Annotated in this window: 11 protein-coding genes; 2 read left to right on the plus strand and 9 right to left on the minus strand. The window is 66.9% G+C overall.

Annotation, left to right across the window (positions count from 1 at the left end; genetic code table 11):
• Nucleotides 1-19: 19 nt before the first annotated feature.
• The 4 genes from uvrC to coaE form a co-directional block, all read right to left on the minus strand.
• The gene (uvrC, locus tag IEV96_RS04100) at nucleotides 20-1,939 is read right to left on the minus strand and encodes an excinuclease ABC subunit UvrC (RefSeq protein WP_188509413.1); all 1,920 of its coding nucleotides are present in this window, start codon (nucleotides 1,937-1,939) and stop codon (nucleotides 20-22) included.
• A gap of 47 nt (nucleotides 1,940-1,986) precedes the next feature.
• Nucleotides 1,987-4,860 (minus strand): excinuclease ABC subunit UvrA, encoded by a 2,874-nt coding sequence (uvrA, locus tag IEV96_RS04105; RefSeq protein ID WP_188509414.1) that lies wholly within the window; start codon nucleotides 4,858-4,860, stop codon nucleotides 1,987-1,989.
• A gap of 101 nt (nucleotides 4,861-4,961) precedes the next feature.
• Nucleotides 4,962-7,031 (minus strand): excinuclease ABC subunit UvrB, encoded by a 2,070-nt coding sequence (uvrB, locus tag IEV96_RS04110; protein ID WP_188509415.1) that lies wholly within the window; start codon nucleotides 7,029-7,031, stop codon nucleotides 4,962-4,964.
• 52 nt (nucleotides 7,032-7,083) lie between these two features.
• Entirely contained in the window at nucleotides 7,084-7,689 is a 606-nt protein-coding gene (coaE, locus tag IEV96_RS04115) for a dephospho-CoA kinase (protein ID WP_188509416.1), read from the minus strand.
• A 39-nt stretch (nucleotides 7,690-7,728) separates the two neighbouring features.
• Here coaE and IEV96_RS04120 point away from each other — a divergent pair, with 39 nt between their 5' ends.
• Nucleotides 7,729-8,343: a DUF4126 domain-containing protein gene (locus tag IEV96_RS04120; protein ID WP_229733041.1), complete on the plus strand. Its 615-nt coding sequence runs from the start codon at nucleotides 7,729-7,731 to the stop codon at nucleotides 8,341-8,343.
• On the opposite strand, the gene rpsA is transcribed toward IEV96_RS04120, so the two are convergent.
• The 5 genes from rpsA to polA all read right to left on the minus strand — a co-directional run bounded on the left by rpsA (nucleotide 8,340) and on the right by polA (nucleotide 15,030).
• A complete protein-coding gene (gene rpsA, locus IEV96_RS04125; RefSeq protein ID WP_188509417.1) occupies nucleotides 8,340-9,800 on the minus strand; it encodes a 30S ribosomal protein S1 in 1,461 nt (486 codons plus the stop codon). The two genes, IEV96_RS04120 and rpsA, sit on opposite strands and share 4 nt — an antisense overlap.
• 122 nt (nucleotides 9,801-9,922) lie before the next feature.
• On the minus strand, nucleotides 9,923-11,611 hold the full coding sequence (locus IEV96_RS04130) for a DUF885 domain-containing protein (RefSeq protein ID WP_188509418.1): 1,689 nt from the start codon (nucleotides 11,609-11,611) through the stop codon (nucleotides 9,923-9,925).
• 17 nt (nucleotides 11,612-11,628) lie between these two features.
• Nucleotides 11,629-11,898, minus strand: coding sequence for an HPr family phosphocarrier protein (locus tag IEV96_RS04135; RefSeq protein WP_188509419.1), 270 nt, complete (start codon nucleotides 11,896-11,898; stop codon nucleotides 11,629-11,631).
• A gap of 19 nt (nucleotides 11,899-11,917) precedes the next feature.
• Complete coding sequence (locus tag IEV96_RS04140) at nucleotides 11,918-12,352, minus strand: PTS mannitol transporter subunit IIA (protein WP_188509420.1); 435 nt, start codon at nucleotides 12,350-12,352, stop codon at nucleotides 11,918-11,920.
• Nucleotides 12,352-15,030, minus strand: a complete 2,679-nt coding sequence (gene polA, locus IEV96_RS04145; protein ID WP_188509421.1) for a DNA polymerase I — start codon at nucleotides 15,028-15,030, stop codon at nucleotides 12,352-12,354. Before polA ends, IEV96_RS04140 begins: the two co-directional genes overlap by 1 nt.
• A 53-nt stretch (nucleotides 15,031-15,083) precedes the next feature.
• Here polA and IEV96_RS04150 point away from each other — a divergent pair, with 53 nt between their 5' ends.
• On the plus strand, nucleotides 15,084-15,512 hold the full coding sequence (locus tag IEV96_RS04150) for a PaaI family thioesterase (protein WP_188509422.1): 429 nt from the start codon (nucleotides 15,084-15,086) through the stop codon (nucleotides 15,510-15,512).
• Nucleotides 15,513-15,642: the final 130 nt, after the last annotated feature.

Genomic DNA, 15,642 nt, shown 5'->3' on the forward strand with positions numbered 1-15,642 from the left:
AGGATACCGAGCGTGGGCGTCATGGGTTGCGTAACCCCTCGACGATCTGCTGCGCGAGAGCCGCGCCGATGCCCTTCACCTCGGTGATCTGCTCCACCGTGGCGGCCCTGAGTCGCGTGACCGACCCGAAGTGCGTGAGCAGGTCGCGCACCCGCTTCGCCCCGAGCCCGGGGATGTCGGCGAGGCGCGAGGTGATGTCGGACTTGCGGCGCTGTCGTTGGTAGGTGATCGCGAAGCGGTGCGCCTCGTCGCGGATGCGCTGGAACAGGAACAGCGCGTCGCTGTTGCGCGGCAGGATGACCGGGTAGTCGGAGTCGGGCAGCCAGATCTCTTCCAGCCGTTTGGCGATGCCGCAGAGCTGGATGCCCGTGACCCCGGAGTCGTCGAGTGCGCGCTGGGCCGCGGCGACCTGGGGCTGGCCGCCGTCGACGATCAGCAGGTTCGGCCGGTACGCGAACCGCTTGCGCTCGACGGCTACATCGTCGCCGCCGACGACGACGGTCGCATCCGTCGACAGGGCGATCGCGGCCTCGGCAGCCTCCCCCGCGTCCGGCTCGTCGTCGAGGTGGGCCAGTCGACGCATGAGCGTCTGGTAGATCGACTCGGTGTCGTCTGTCGACTCGGCGATCGAGAATCGGCGGTACTGGTCTTTGCGCGGCAGGCCGTCTTCGAAGACCACCATCGACGCGACGATGTTCGTGCCGCTGAGGTGGGAGACGTCGTAGCACTCCATGCGCAGGGGGGCGTCGGACATGCCGAGGGCCTCCTGGATGTCGGCGAGGGCCTGGGACCGCGCCACGAAGTCGCCGCTGCGCCGCGTCTTGTAGAGCATGAGCGCGTTACGCGCGTTGGTCGAGACCGTGAGCGCGAGGGCAGCCTTGTCACCGCGCTGGGCGACACGCAGTGCGACCTTGCCGGGGGCGTCACGCAGGTCGGTGAGGAACCGCTCGAGCTCGGTGGCGTCTTCGGGCAGGGCGGGCACGAGGATTTCCCGCGGCGGCTCCTGGTCGCCGTAGGCGTTCTGCAGCACCGTGTCGACGAGCTCGGGCAGTTCGAGATCGAGCTCCTTGTCGACGACCCAGCCGCGCACACCGCGGATGCGGCCGCCGCGCACGATGAACTGCTGCACCGCGGCGGCGAGTTCGTCGTGCGCGATTCCGAAGATGTCGGCGTCGACCTCGTCGTTCAGCACGACGCTGCTCTTCGACAGCGCGTTCTCGAGCGCGGAGAGCTGGTCGCGGTAGCGCGCGGCCGACTCGTAGTCCATCTCCTGCGACGCGGCCATCATTTTCTTCGACACCTCGGCGGTGTAGCGGGTGTCGTTGCCGCCCATAAACGACGCGAAGTCGAGAGCGATCGACTTGTGGTCTTCTTTGCTGACCCGCCCGACGCACGGCGCCGCGCACTTGCCGATGTCACCGAGCAGGCAGGGCCGGCCGGTCTGCTCGGCTCGCTTGTAGGTGGCGTCGGAGCAGCTGCGCATCGGGAACGCCTTGAGCATCAGGTCGACGGTTTCGCGGATGGCCCACACCTTGGTGTACGGGCCGAAATAGCGGGCACCCTTGAGGTTCTTGTTGCGGGTGACGAGCACCCGTGGCACCGTCTCGCCGAGTGTGATCGCGAGGTACGGGTAGCTCTTGTCGTCGCGGAACTTGACGTTGAACGGCGGGTCGAACTCTTTGATCCAGGTGTACTCGAGCTGCAGGGCCTCGAACTCGCTGCCCACCACGGTCCACTCGACGCTCGCCGCGGACAGCACCATGCGCCTGGTGCGCTCGTGCAGGCTGCGCAGCGGTTGGAAGTAGTTCGCCAACCGCGCGCGCAGGCTGTTCGCCTTGCCGACGTAGAGCACCCGCCCGCCGGCGTCGCGGAAGCGGTAGACGCCGGGCGCGGTCGGGATCTCCCCCGCCTTCGGTCGCCACGTGACGGTGTCGCTCATGGCCTCATTCTCATGGATGCACTGGGCTCATGGATGTACTGGCGCGCCTAGGCGCGCACGCCCTCCAGCATCTCCTTGAGGAAGAACCCGGTGTGGCTGCCCTCGATCTTCGAGAGCTGCTCGGGCGTTCCGGTGGAGAGCACCTGGCCGCCGCCCGCTCCGCCCTCCGGTCCGATGTCGATGATCCAGTCGGCGCTCTTGATGACGTCGAGGTTGTGCTCGATGACGAGCACGGTGTTGCCCTTGTCGACCAGGCTGTTCAACACGAGGAGCAGCTTGCGCACGTCCTCGAAGTGCAGACCGGTGGTCGGCTCGTCGAGAACGTAGATGCTGCGGCCGTTGGAGCGCTTCTGCAGCTCGGTCGCGAGCTTGACGCGCTGCGCCTCACCGCCCGACAGGGTCGTCGCGCTCTGGCCGAGACGCACGTAGCCGAGGCCGACCTCGACGAGCGTCTTCAGGAACCGGTGGATGGCGCCGATGGCCTCGAAGAAGTCGGCGGCCTCGCTGATCGGCATGTCGAGGACCTCGGCGATGTTCTTGCCCTTGTAGCGGACCGCGAGGGTCTCGCGGTTGTACCGGGCGCCGTGGCACACCTCGCACGCGACGTAGACGTCGGGGAGGAAGTTCATCTCGATCTTGATCGTGCCGTCGCCCGAGCAGTTCTCACAGCGGCCGCCCTTGACGTTGAAGCTGAAGCGGCCGGGCAGGTAGCCCCGGGCCTTCGCGTCCTGCGTCTCGGCGAACAGGTTGCGGATCTTGTCGAACACGCCCGTGTAGGTGGCGGGGTTCGACCGCGGGGTGCGCCCGATCGGGTTCTGGTCGACGTGCACGACCTTGTCGAGGTGTTCGAGGCCGGTGACGCGGGTGTGCTTGCCGGGGATCTGGCGGGCGCCGTTGAGCTCGTTGGCCATCACCTTGTAGAGGATGTCATTGACGAGGCTCGATTTGCCCGAACCGCTCACACCGGTGACGGCGGTGAACACGCCAAGCGGGAAGTCGACGGTGACGTTGCGCAGGTTGTTGGCCTTCGCGCCCTCGACCCGCACCTGGCGCTTCTTGTCGACCTTGCGGCGCTTCTTCGGCGTCGCGATCGACCGACGGCCGGCGAGGTAGTCGCCGGTGACCGACTCGGTGTTCTCGAGCAGCTGCTCGTAGCTGCCCGAGTGCACCACGACGCCGCCGTGCTCGCCCGCGCCCGGTCCGATGTCGACGACCCAGTCGGCTGTGCGGATGGTGTCTTCGTCGTGCTCGACGACGATGAGCGTGTTGCCGAGGTTCTTGAGCTTCACGAGGGTCTCGATGAGACGGCGGTTGTCGCGCTGGTGCAGGCCGATGGAGGGCTCGTCGAGCACGTAGAGCACGCCCGTGAGCCCGGAACCGATCTGGGTGGCCAGACGGATGCGCTGCGCCTCCCCACCGGACAGGGTGGCGGCGGCGCGGGACAGGTTGAGGTAGTTGAGCCCGACCTCGATGAGGAACTCGAGGCGCACCCGGATCTCGCGCAGCACCTGCGCGGCGATCTTCGCGTCGCGCTCACTGAGCACGACGGTGTTCATAAACGCGTAGGAGTCGGCGAGGCTGAGCTCGCAGACGTCGGAGATGTTCTGGCCGTCGACCGTGACCGCGAGCACCTCGGGCTTGAGGCGCTTGCCGTTGCAGACGGGGCAGGGGATCTCACGCAGGTAGTTCGCGAACCGCTGGCGCTGCACGTCGGTCTCCGCCTCGAGGAACTTACGCTCGATGTAGGGCATCACGCCCTCGAAACCGGTGGAGTACTTCATCTCGCGGCCGAAGCGGTTCTTCCACTTCACCGTGACCTCGAAGTTGTTGCCCTTGAGGATGGCGTCTTGCACCTCGGGGGACAGCTCGCCCCACGGGGTCTTGAGCGAGAACTTCATATCCTGCGACAGACCGAGCAGCAGCTTCTCGAAGTAGTTGAACAGGCCCTTACCCGACTGGGCCCAGGGCAGGATGACTCCGTCGGCGAGGCTCACCGTGGGGTCCGCGATGAGCAGGTCGGCATCGACCGACATGCGCGTGCCCAGCCCCGAGCACTCGGGGCAGGCGCCGAACGGGGCGTTGAACGAGAAGGTGCGGGGCTCGATCTCGGTGAGCTGCAGCGGGTGGTTGTTCGGGCAGGAGAGCTTCTCGCTGAACGTGCGCGTCGCATCCGCACCCTTCTCGTCGACGAGATTGATGGCGACGAGGCCGTCGGTCAGTCGCAGGGCCGTCTCGAGGGAGTCGGTGAGCCTGGTGAGCGCATCGTCGGATGCCACGAGCCGGTCGACCACGACGGAGATGTCGTGCTTCACCTGCTTCTTCAGGGTGGGCGGGTCGCTGAGCTGGATGACCTCACCGTCGACCACGGCGCGGGAGTAACCGGCGGCCGCGAGCTCGCGGAAGGTGTCGACGAACTCGCCCTTCTTCTGCGAGACGATGGGGCTGAGCACCTGGTAGCGCGTGCCGGTCTCGAGCTCCATGAGCTGGTCAGCGATCTGCTGCACGGTCTGGCGCTGGATCTTCTCGCCGCAGACCGGGCAGTGCGGCACGCCGATGCGGGCCCAGAGCAGGCGCATGTAGTCGTAGATCTCGGTGATCGTGCCCACCGTCGACCGCGGGTTGCGGTTCGTCGATTTCTGGTCGATCGAGACCGCGGGGCTCAGGCCCTCGATGAAGTCGACGTCGGGACGGTCGACCTGGCCGAGGAACTGACGGGCGTACGCCGAGAGCGACTCGACGTAGCGACGCTGGCCTTCGGCGAAGATCGTGTCGAACGCGAGGCTCGACTTGCCCGACCCCGACAGGCCGGTGAAAACGACAAGGGAGTCGCGCGGGATCTCCAGGTCGACGTTCTTGAGATTGTGGACCCTGGCTCCGCGCACGTTGAGCGTGGGCACACCAGTTACAGGAGAAATCGACACTCTAACAATTGTATGGATGCCACCGACATTGGGTGGACCGGTTCGCTCAGTGCGTACTCAGGTTCGTCTGCGCACGCCGTCTGAGCGGCCGGTCGCCATCGCTAACGCAGGTGACCGGCGGCTTCCATCTGTCGTAGCTCTTTCTTCAGGTCGGCGACCTCGTCGCGCAGGCGGCCGGCGAGTTCGAACTTGAGTTCGCCCGCGGCGAGCAGCATCTGGTCGTTGAGGTCGCGGATGATGCCCTCGAGCTCGTTCGCTCCCGCCGCGGCCTTGCCGTGCTGGCGCAGGTTGGGCGTCGGTGACTTCTTGCGGCCGTCGCCGCGGCCGGCGAGCAGCGCGGCCGTGTCGGCGTTCTCCCGCTCGAGCGCGTCGGTGATATCGGCGATCTTCTTGCGCAGCGGTTGCGGGTCGACACCCTTCTCGAGGTTGTAGGCGATCTGCTTCTCGCGGCGGCGGTCGGTCTCGTCGATTGCCCGCTTCATCGAATCGGTGAGCACGTCGGCGTACATGTGCACCTCGCCAGAGACGTTGCGGGCCGCGCGGCCGATGGTCTGGATGAGCGACGTGGAGGAGCGCAGGAAGCCCTCCTTGTCGGCGTCGAGGATCGCGACGAGCGAGACCTCGGGAAGGTCGAGTCCCTCGCGCAGCAGGTTGATGCCGACGAGCACGTCGTAGACGCCCTGGCGCAGTTCGGTGAGCAGCTCGACGCGCCGCAGCGTGTCGACGTCGGAATGCAGGTAGCGGACGCGCACACCGGACTCCCCCAGGAACTCGGTGAGCTCCTCGGACATCTTCTTGGTGAGGGTGGTGACCAGCACGCGTTCGTTGCGGTCGACGCGCAGATTGATCTGCTCGAGCAGGTCGTCGATCTGGCCCTTGGTGGGCTTCACGACGATCTGCGGGTCGAGCAGGCCCGTCGGGCGGATGATCTGTTCGACCACCGAGTCGGTGATGCCGAGCTCGTACTTGCCGGGCGTCGCCGAGAGGTAGACGCGCTGGCCGACGCGGTCGAGGAACTCCGGCCACTTGAGCGGTCGGTTGTCGAGTGCGCTCGGCAGGCGGAAGCCGTGCTCGACGAGGGTGCGCTTGCGGCTCGCGTCGCCCTCGTACATGGCGCCGATCTGCGGCACGGTGACGTGCGACTCGTCGATCACGACGAGGAAGTCGTCGGGGAAGTAGTCGATGAGGCAGTGCGGCGCCTCGCCGGGCGACCGGCCGTCGATGTGCGCCGAGTAGTTCTCGATGCCGTTGCAGAACCCGATCTGCTCCATCATCTCGAGGTCGAACGTCGTGCGCATGCGCAGGCGCTGCGCCTCGAGCAGCTTGCCCTGCTTCTCGAGCTCTTTGAGCCGCTCTTCGAGCTCGTGCTTGATGGTGCCGATGGCACGGTGCATGACATCGGTTCCGGCGACGTAGTGCGATCCGGGGAACACGGAGACGGCGTCGAGCTTCTTGACGATGTCGCCGGTGAGCGGGTGCAGGGAATAGAGCGCCTCGATTTCGTCGCCGAACATCTCGATGCGGATCGCGAGTTCTTCGTACATCGGGATGATCTCGATGGTGTCGCCGCGCACGCGGAAGTTGCCGCGCGAGAAGTCGACGTCGTTGCGCTGGTACTGCATGGAGACGAACTTGCGGATCAGGGTCTCGCGGGGAATCTGCATTCCGACCTGCAGGGCGACCATGGCCTCCATGTAGCCCTCGGGGGTGCCTAGACCGTAGATGCAGGAGACGGTGGAGACCACAACGACGTCGCGACGGCTGAGCAGCGAGTTGGTCGTGGAGTGGCGCAGGCGCTCGACCTCGGCGTTGATCGAGGAGTCCTTCTCGATGAAGGTGTCGGTCTGCGGCACGTAGGCCTCTGGCTGGTAGTAGTCGTAGTACGACACGAAGTATTCGACCGCGTTGTTGGGCATGAGTTCGCGGAACTCGTTGGCGAGCTGGGCCGCCAGTGTCTTGTTGTGCGCCAGCACGAGTGTGGGACGCTGCACCTGCTCGATGAGCCAGGCCGTCGTGGCCGACTTGCCGGTACCGGTGGCGCCGAGCAGCACGACGTCGGTCTCGCCGGCGTTGACGCGGCCGGCCAGTTCGGCAATTGCCGTCGGCTGGTCTCCACTGGGGACGTATTCGCTCACGACCTCGAAGGGGCGGACTGCGCGCGTGGGTTCCATTCCTCCAGCTTAGGCTCGGCCTCCGACACGCGCTGGTCGGTGCGCCGCCGTGCTACAAGGCGCCGATTTTGGCATAGAGCGCGTCGGCCTGCGCGAGGGTCTCAACGAGCGAACCGTCGCTGTCGATGACCACGTCGGCGATCGCCAGACGCTCGGCGTCGGTCGCCTGGGAGCCGATGCGGTTGCGTGCCTCCGCCTCGCTCATGCCGCGCAGCTCGACGAGCCGTTTCAGGCGCGTCTCCGCGCTGGCACTCACGACCACGACGAGGTCGAAGGTGATCGGCCGGTCGGCGGCCGCCTCGGCGAGGAGCGGCACGTCGTAGACGACGACTGCGTCGGGGTCGTGGCGCTCCGCCTCGTCGAAGAGCTCGCGCGCGCGACGCCAGACCGCCGGATGGGTGATGGCGTTGAGGGCGAGGCGCGCCTCCGGGTCGCTGAACACGATCGCGCCGAGCGCGGGACGGTCGAGGCCGCCGTCGGGAGAGATGACCCCCGGGCCGAAGCGGTCTGCGATGGCGGCGAGACCGGGTGTGCCCGGCTCGACGACCTCGCGCGCGAGGAGGTCGGCATCCACCACCACCGCTCCGCGCTCTGCGAGACGTTTGGCGACGACAGATTTGCCGGATGCGATTCCTCCGGTGAGACCGATCAGGTACATTCCAGCAATGCTAGCCTCGGCGCAACGAGAGGAAGTGTCGTGCTGGAGATCCTGACGGGAACCGGACTCGCATTCGCGGCCGGGCTCAATGCCTACATCCCGATGCTGCTGCTCGGCCTCGGCGCCCGCCTCGTCGACTTCATCGAGCTACCGGCGGGCTGGGCCTGGCTCGAGAACGAGTGGGTGCTGGGCATTCTCGCCGTGCTGCTCGTGATCGAGTTCTTCGCCGACAAGATCCCCGCCGTCGACTCGGTCAACGACGTGATCCAGACCGTCGTGCGGCCGACCTCCGGCGGCATCGTGTTCGGCAGCGGCTCCGCGAGCGAGACCGCGGCGGTCACCGACCCGGCCGCTTTCTTCTCGTCGAACCAGTGGGTGCCGATCGTCACCGGTGTTGTGATCGCCCTGCTCGTGCACGGCGCGAAGACCGCCGTGCGCCCCGCCGCGAACGCGGCGACCCTCGGGCTCGCCGCGCCGCTGCTGAGTGTCGCCGAAGACGTGAGCAGCGTCTTCCTGTCGGTGTTCGCGATCCTCGTGCCGGTTCTCGTCGTGGTGGCGATCGCCGGGCTGGTCGTGCTGTTCGTGGTGCTGCGCAGACGACGAATGGCCGCCACCCGCAAGGGTGACGGCCATTCGGTGATTCCTAGTGACTAGGAGTTGTTGCTGAGCTTCTCGCGAAGAGCCGCGAGCGACTCGTCGTCGGCGAGCGTTCCGGCCGAGGCCGAGTCGCTCGAGAAGGTCGATGCGCCGGAGGGCACGTCGCCCGAGGAGGGGTTGGCCTCTTCGATGGCTGCGGCTGCAACCTGCTTCTTGTGCGACTCCCATCGAGCCTGGGCTGCAGCGTACTCCTGCTCCCACTTCTCGCGCTGGGTCTCGAAGCCTTCCTTCCACTCCTGGGTCTCCGGGTCGAATCCGTCCGGGTACTTGTAGTTTCCGGCTTCGTCGTACTCGGTGAGCATTCCGTAGAGTGCGGGGTCGAACTCGGTGCCCTCGGGGTCGACGCCCTCGTTCGCCTGCTTCAGCGAGAGGGAGATGCGGCGACGCTCGAGGTCGATGTCGATGACCTTGACGAACACCTCGTCGCCGACCGAGACAACCTGCTCGGCGAGCTCGACGTGCTTGCCCGAGAGCTCGGAGATGTGGACGAGGCCCTCGATGCCCTCTGCGACGCGAACGAACGCGCCGAAGGGAACGAGCTTCGTGACCTTACCCGGTGCAACCTGTCCGATTGCGTGGGTGCGGGCGAATACCTGCCACGGGTCTTCCTGGGTGGCCTTGAGCGACAGCGACACGCGCTCGCGCTCGAGGTCGACCTCGAGGATCTCGACGGTGACTTCCTGGCCAACCTCGACGACCTCGGAGGCGTGCTCGATGTGCTTCCACGACAGCTCGGAAACGTGGACGAGACCGTCTACGCCGCCCAGGTCGACAAATGCACCGAAGTTGACGATCGAGGAGACGACACCCTTGCGGACCTGGCCCTTGGCGAGGTTCGCGAGGAACGTGGTGCGGCTCTCGCTCTGCGTCTGCTCGAGGAGCGCGCGGCGGGAAAGCACGACGTTGTTGCGGTTCTTGTCGAGCTCGAGGATCTTCGCTTCGATCTCCTGGCCGAGGTACGGCGTCAGGTCGCGAACGCGACGAAGCTCGATGAGCGAGGCGGGAAGGAAGCCACGAAGACCGATGTCGACGATGAGGCCACCCTTGACGACCTCGATGACCGAACCGGTGACGATTCCGTCCTCGTCCTTGATCTTCTCGACGTCGCCCCACGCACGCTCGTACTGAGCGCGCTTCTTCGACAGGATGAGACGGCCTTCTTTGTCTTCCTTCTGGAGGACAAGAGCCTCGACGGTGTCGCCCACCTGGACGACCTCGCTCGGGTCTACATCGTGCTTGATGGAGAGTTCGCGGGAGGGGATTACACCCTCGGTCTTGTAACCGACGTCGAGGAGAACCTCGTCACGGTCGATCTTTACGACGGTACCTTCGATGAGGTCGCCATCGTTGAAAAACTTCAGCGTCTTTTCGACCGCTGCAAGGAAGTCTTCTGCGGATCCGATGTCATTGATCGCGACCTGCTTGGGCGCCTTGGCGGGCGTTACGAGTGTCATGTAGTTAGTGCTCCAGTAAGGGCATAATTCGGGCCAGCGACGAGATGGTTCTGGATGTTCGCCGATGGCAGGCGGATAGTTGTGTCACGAATGTGACATTCCAGCATACCGAATCGCGCGGGTTAACGCGCAACCCGCGGCTGCAGCGCCGCCTTGAGCGTGTCGAGGCCGACTCCGCCGATGTCCAGGGCCCGCTTGTGGAACGCCTTGATGTCAAAGTCGGCCCCGTCACGCTGCGCCGCTTCGTCGCGCAACTGCTCCCAGATGCGCTGTCCCACCTTGTACGACGGCGCCTGGCCGGGCCAGCCGAGGTAGCGGTTCACCTCGAAACGCACGAACTCGGGACTCATGTTGACGTTCGCGCCGAGGAAGCCGAAGGCGTACTCCCCCGTCCACGGCCCCGAGCCGTCGGGCAGCGTCTTCTCGAGGTGCACGCCGATGTCGAGAACCACGCGCGCCGCGCGCATCCTCTGCCCGTCGAGCATGCCGAGCCGGTCGGCCGGATCGTCGAGGTAGCCGAGCTGCTGCATCAGCCGCTCGGCGTACAGGGCCCAGCCCTCCGCATGGCCCGAGGTGCCGGCGTTGCGGCGCCAGGTGTTGAGCATCGCCTTGTTGTAGACGGCCTGGCCGATCTGCAGGTGATGGCCGGGCACGCCCTCGTGGTACACCGTGGTGAGCTCGCGCCAGGTGTCGAACTCGGTCACTCCCTCGGGCACGCTCCACCACATCTGCCCGGGGCGCGAGAAGTCGTCGGTGGGGTTCGTGTAGTAGATGCCGCCCTCTTGCGTCGGTGCGATCATGCACTCGAGGCGCTTGACGACATCCGGAATCTCGAACTGCGTACGCGACAGCTCTTCGACCGCGCGGTCGCTCGTCTCCTGCATCCAACGCTGGAGGGCGTCGGTTCCGTGCAGCTTGCGTGTCGGGTCGCCGTCGAGGTGGTCGATAGCTTCGAGAACGGATGCCCCTGGCTTGATCTCTCTGGCGATGGACTCCTGTTCGGCGACCATGCGGGCGAGCTCGTCGATGCCCCACTCGTAGGTCTCGTCGAGGTCGACGGTCGCGCCGAGGAAGCCGCGGGAGGCGAGCTCGTACAGCTCGCGGCCGACGGCGTCTTTCTCGGGGGCGTGCTGGGCGAGCTCGTCGCGGAGGAACGTCACGAGCGTGGCGTATGCCTCGGCGGACGCGCGGGCGCCACTCTCGAGGTCGCCGACGACGGACGCGGGCAGCTCGGCCTCGCCCGCCCGCGCGTTCCCGGCCAGTTGGAAGAAAAAGCCCGTCTCGGCCGCTTGCTTCTTCGCCTGCGCCATGACCTCGGTCACCTGGCGGATCGCGGGGGTGTTGCCGGCGGCGATGCCCCCGCGCAGCGACTCGATGTAGCCGGCCATCGCCCCGGGCAGGTTGTGCATGCGGGTCGCGACGTGCGACCAGTCGTCGACCGTGTCGGTGGGCATCAGGTCGAAGATGTCGCGCAGCTCTTGTGCGGGGCTCGCGATGACGTTGAGGTCGCGCTGGTCGAATCCGGCCTCGTGCTTGTCGATCGTGAGCTGCAGTTCGCGCTCGAGGTCCATCTTGGTGACCGCGTCGACGTCGTCGACCGCCGCGACCGCGCGGATCTCGGCGAGGGCCGTGCGCGTGTGGGCGATCGCGTCTTCCACCCCGGCCGGCGAGTAGTCGGCATACTCGCCCTCGCGGGCCGCACGCCCGAGGTAGACGCGGAACTCCGGGTAGAGGTCGAGCTCGGTGTCGACCCACTTCTCGGCGACGGCGTCGGTCGGTGTGGACGGGCGGGCGGTGTTCTCTTCGCTCATGCTGTGAGCCTAGCCAGCTATTCCCGGTCGAGGTCGGTTTCGAGCACCGTCGCGAGGGTGTCGATCGCGGCGTCGGCGCCATCACCCTCGGCGGAGAGCGTCACCCGCTCGCCGTGGCCGATACCGAGCGACAGCACCCCGAGGATGCTCGCGGCGTTGACGCTGCGACCGGCGGCGGAGGTGAGCATAACCGTGACCCCCGTCGCGGCTGCCGCCTGGGAGAAGAGCGAGGCCGGCCTCGCGTGCAGGCCGACGGCGGAAGCGACGGTGACGGTGCGTTCGGCCATGGTGACTCCTTCGTCGTGCTTACTGGGAGAGAGCTCGGTAGACGTCGTCGGTGCTGGTCGCGTCGCGCAGTGCGGCGGCGCGCTCCGGTTCGAGCAGCACGGCCGCGAGTTGCGACAGCAGGCCGACGTGACCCCGCCCGCGGGCGGCGAGCCCGATGACGACGTTCACGTCGTTGCCATTCCAGTCGATGGCGTCGGCAAAGCGCAAGAGAACGAGGGCATCGTCGTGAACGTTCGACTCCGACGCCAGCGTGCCGTGGGGCACAGCCACGCCCTCCCCCACGTAGGTCGACACGGTCTGCTCGCGCTCGAGCATGGCGGCCGTGTACTCGGCGTCGACCGCGCCGGCGGCGAGCAGCGCGGCGCCGGCCTGCCCGACGGCGTCGTCACGGTCGGCCGCCACGGCGTCGAGGATGATCGACGACGCGGCGAGCAGGTCGGTGAGCGCGGCCATCAGTGCGCCGCTGCGTCCCAGTTGGGGCCGGTACCGACCTGCACCTCGAGCGGCACGCGCAGCTGGGCGGCTCCGCCCATGCGGTCGCGCACGATCGCCGTGAGGGTGTCGAGCTCGTCGGGGGCGACCTCGAACACGAGTTCGTCGTGCACCTGCAGCAGCAGGCGCGAGCCGAGGCCCTGGTCGCGCAGGTCGCTCGCGACGCCGAGCATGGCGATCTTGAGGATGTCGGCTGCCGATCCCTGGATCGGCGCGTTGAGCGCAGCGCGCTCGGCGTTCTCGCGCAGCACCCGGTTCGACGAGTTCAGGTCGCCGAAGGGGCGACGACGGCCGTAGATGGTCTCGGTGTAACCGTCGACCTTGGCCTGCTCCACGACGTTGCGCAGGTAGTCGCGCACGGCCCCAAAGCGGTCGAAGTAGTCGGTCATCAGCTTGCGGGCCTCGCTCGACTCGATGCGCAGCTGCTTCGACAGGCCGAACGCACTGAGACCGTAGGCGAGGCCGTAGGACATGGCCTTGACCTTGGTGCGCATGAGCGGCGTGACGTCGGCAGGCTCGACCCCGAACACGGTGGAGCCGACGAACCGGTGCAGGTCTTCGCCCTCGTTGAACGCGGTGATGAGCCCCTCGTCGCCGGAGAGGTGCGCCATGATGCGCATCTCGATCTGCGAGTAGTCGGCCGTGAGCAGGGTGTCGAAACCCTCGCCCTTCTCGAACGCGGACCGGATCTCACGCCCGACCGAGGTCTTCACGGGCATGTTCTGCAGGTTCGGGTCGTTCGACGAGATGCGGCCGGTGCTGGTTCCGGTCTGATCGTAGGTGGTGTGCACCCGGCCGTTCGCGTCGACCGCCTTCTCGAGGGTCTCGATGATCTGCCGCAGCTTGGTCGCGTCGCGGTGCTTGAGCAGGAGGTCGAGGAACGGATGCGGCGACTGCTCCTGCAGGTCGGTGAGGCTTGCGGCGTCGGTCGAGTAGCCCGTCTTGTTGGCGCGGGTCTTCGGCATGCCCAGCTCTTCGAACAGCACCTGCTGCAGCTGCTTGGGAGAGCCGAGGTTCACCTCGCGCCCGATCTCGGCGTAGGCCCGGCTGGCGAGGTCGGCGCTGACGTTGGCGAGTTCGCCCGAGAGCTTCGACAGGATCGGCTGGCTGACGGCGATTCCGTCGAGCTCCATGGTGGCGAGCACCGGAACGAGCGGCAACTCGATCTCGTCGAGCACCTTGCGGTCGCTCCGCCCGAGCTTCTCGATAAGGTACTCGGTGACCCGCAGCACGTACCAGGCCTCGGTGGCGAGGCTCACCGCGTCGATGTCGGGCACGAGCTGGTTGGGGTCGGCCTGCGGCAGAGTCTCGCCGAGGAAGTCGTAGACCTGGCTGGCGAGGTCGTCGGCCTTGCCCGCGGGCTTGAGCAGCCACGCGGCGAGGCTCGTGTCGAAGGCGATGCCGTCGAGCTGCAGCCCGGAACGGCGGAGGGCCTTGAGCTGCTGCTTAGAGCCCTGCAGGTACTTCGGGGCGTCGCTCGCGAGCCACGACTCGAGGGCCACGTAATCGGGCCGGTCGGGCTCCCACGGCACGAACGCACTGTCTTTCGACGACGCGATGCCGATCGCTGTGACGATGCCACCGTGCGTCTCGACCCGCAGCCCGAGGGGAACGGTGCCCTGAGCGGACTGGGTGTCGAGCCACTTCGCCAGCTCTTCGTCGACCATGGTGCGCACGGGCGGAACGGCGGTCTCTTCGACCTCCGCGACGGGGAGATCCGTGGCATCCGACTCTCGCAGGTGGCCGTCTTCCCCGGCGAGTTTGAGCACCCGCTCGAGCAGGGTCTTGAACTGCAGTTTGTCGAAGACGGCGCGCACGGCCGTTTCGTCGATGGGCTGGCGCTCGAGGTCGGACGGGCCGAACGGCAGGTCGACGTCGGTCAGCAGGTGGTTGAGCTTGCGGTTTCGGATGGCACGGTCTTTTTGCTCCCGCAGCTTCTCGCCGACCACGCCCTTGATCTCGTCGGCGTGCTCGAGCACGCCGTCGAGGCCGCCGTACTGCACGATCCACTTGACGGCGGTCTTCTCGCCGACCTTGTCGATGCCGATCAGGTTGTCGCTCGTCTCGCCGACGAGCGCGGCGATGTCGGGATACTGGTGCGGCTCGATGCCGTAGCGCTCGAAGACGGTGTCGCGGTCGTAGCGCTTGAGCTCCGAGACGCCGCGAGCGTTCGGGTAGAGCAGGGTGACGTCGTCGTTGATCATCTGGATCGCGTCGCGGTCGCCGGAGACGACGAAGACGTGGAAGCCCTGTTCCGCGCCCTCGCGGGCGAGCGTGGCGAGGATGTCGTCGGCTTCGTAGTCCTCTTTCGAGACGGTGGGGATGCCCATCGCCTTGAGCGCCTCCTCGAGGAGCGGGATCTGACCGATGAACTCGACGGGCGTCTCGCCGCGGGTGCCCTTGTACTCGGGGTACTCCCGCGTGCGGAACGAGAAGCGGGAGATGTCGAACGCCACCGCGAGGTGGGTGGGCTTCTCGGCCTTGAGCAGGTTGATGAGCATGGCGATGAAGCCGTGGATGGCGTTGGTGTGCTGCCCCTCACGGTTCATGAAGCTGTCGACCGGCAGCGCGTAGAACGCGCGGAACGCCAGCGAATGGCCGTCGATTATCAGGAGGGTAGGCTTTTCGTTGTCCGACACGACAGCCAGCCTAGCCTCGGTCACCGACACGCTGGGCCGAACGAGAGAGTGCCATGACCACCTTCCCCGCAGATCTCGATCCGGAACTCGTCGAACGGCTGGTCGAGAGCGGCGGGGGCGAATTGGCCGTCAAAATGGGCATCGAATTCGTCGAACTGTCGGCCGATCACTCGGTCGCGACCATGCCGGTAGAGGGCAACCGCCAGGTCGTCGGGCTGCTGCACGGTGGCGCGCACGTCGTGCTGGCGGAATCGCTCGGCTCCGTGTCATCCGCGATCCATGCCGGCCCCGGCCGCTTCGCCGTGGGCATCGAGATAGGCGCGACCCACAGCCGTTCGGTGACCTCGGGCACCGTCACGGCGACCTGCACCGCCCTCAGCCTCGGCGGCACCTTGGCCACGCACGAGATCGTCGTGCGCGACGAGGAGGGCCGGCGCCTGTCGACCGTGCGCATGACGAACATGCTGCGGGACAAGCGCTGACGGCTCCGCCACCCCGAGGCGCGGGTCGTATTCACATCCGCAGGAGCACCCCGCAATGCTGTGTTCTGGTTGCGATGCGCGCGCTCGAACGGGCGCACCGCGGCCCAACGACAGCAGACTGCGGTTAACG

This window comes from Conyzicola nivalis (genome assembly GCF_014639655.1).
In the GTDB taxonomy this organism is placed as follows: Bacteria; Actinomycetota; Actinomycetes; order Actinomycetales; family Microbacteriaceae; genus Conyzicola; species Conyzicola nivalis.

Excerpts from the sequence above, each read along its gene's own strand:
- uvrC (WP_188509413.1), bottom strand. The coding sequence starts at position 1,939 with ATGAGCGACACCGTCACGTGGCGACCGAAGGCGGGGGAGATCCCGACC.
- uvrB (WP_188509415.1), bottom strand. The coding sequence starts at position 7,031 with ATGGAACCCACGCGCGCAGTCCGCCCCTTCGAGGTCGTGAGCGAATAC.
- coaE (WP_188509416.1), bottom strand. The coding sequence starts at position 7,689 with ATGTACCTGATCGGTCTCACCGGAGGAATCGCATCCGGCAAATCTGTC.
- rpsA (WP_188509417.1), bottom strand. The coding sequence starts at position 9,800 with ATGACACTCGTAACGCCCGCCAAGGCGCCCAAGCAGGTCGCGATCAAT.
- IEV96_RS04130 (WP_188509418.1), bottom strand. The coding sequence starts at position 11,611 with ATGAGCGAAGAGAACACCGCCCGCCCGTCCACACCGACCGACGCCGTC.
- IEV96_RS04135 (WP_188509419.1), bottom strand. The coding sequence starts at position 11,898 with ATGGCCGAACGCACCGTCACCGTCGCTTCCGCCGTCGGCCTGCACGCG.
- IEV96_RS04140 (WP_188509420.1), bottom strand. The coding sequence starts at position 12,352 with ATGGCCGCGCTCACCGACCTGCTCGCCGCGTCGTCGATCATCCTCGAC.
- IEV96_RS04150 (WP_188509422.1), top strand. The coding sequence starts at position 15,084 with ATGACCACCTTCCCCGCAGATCTCGATCCGGAACTCGTCGAACGGCTG.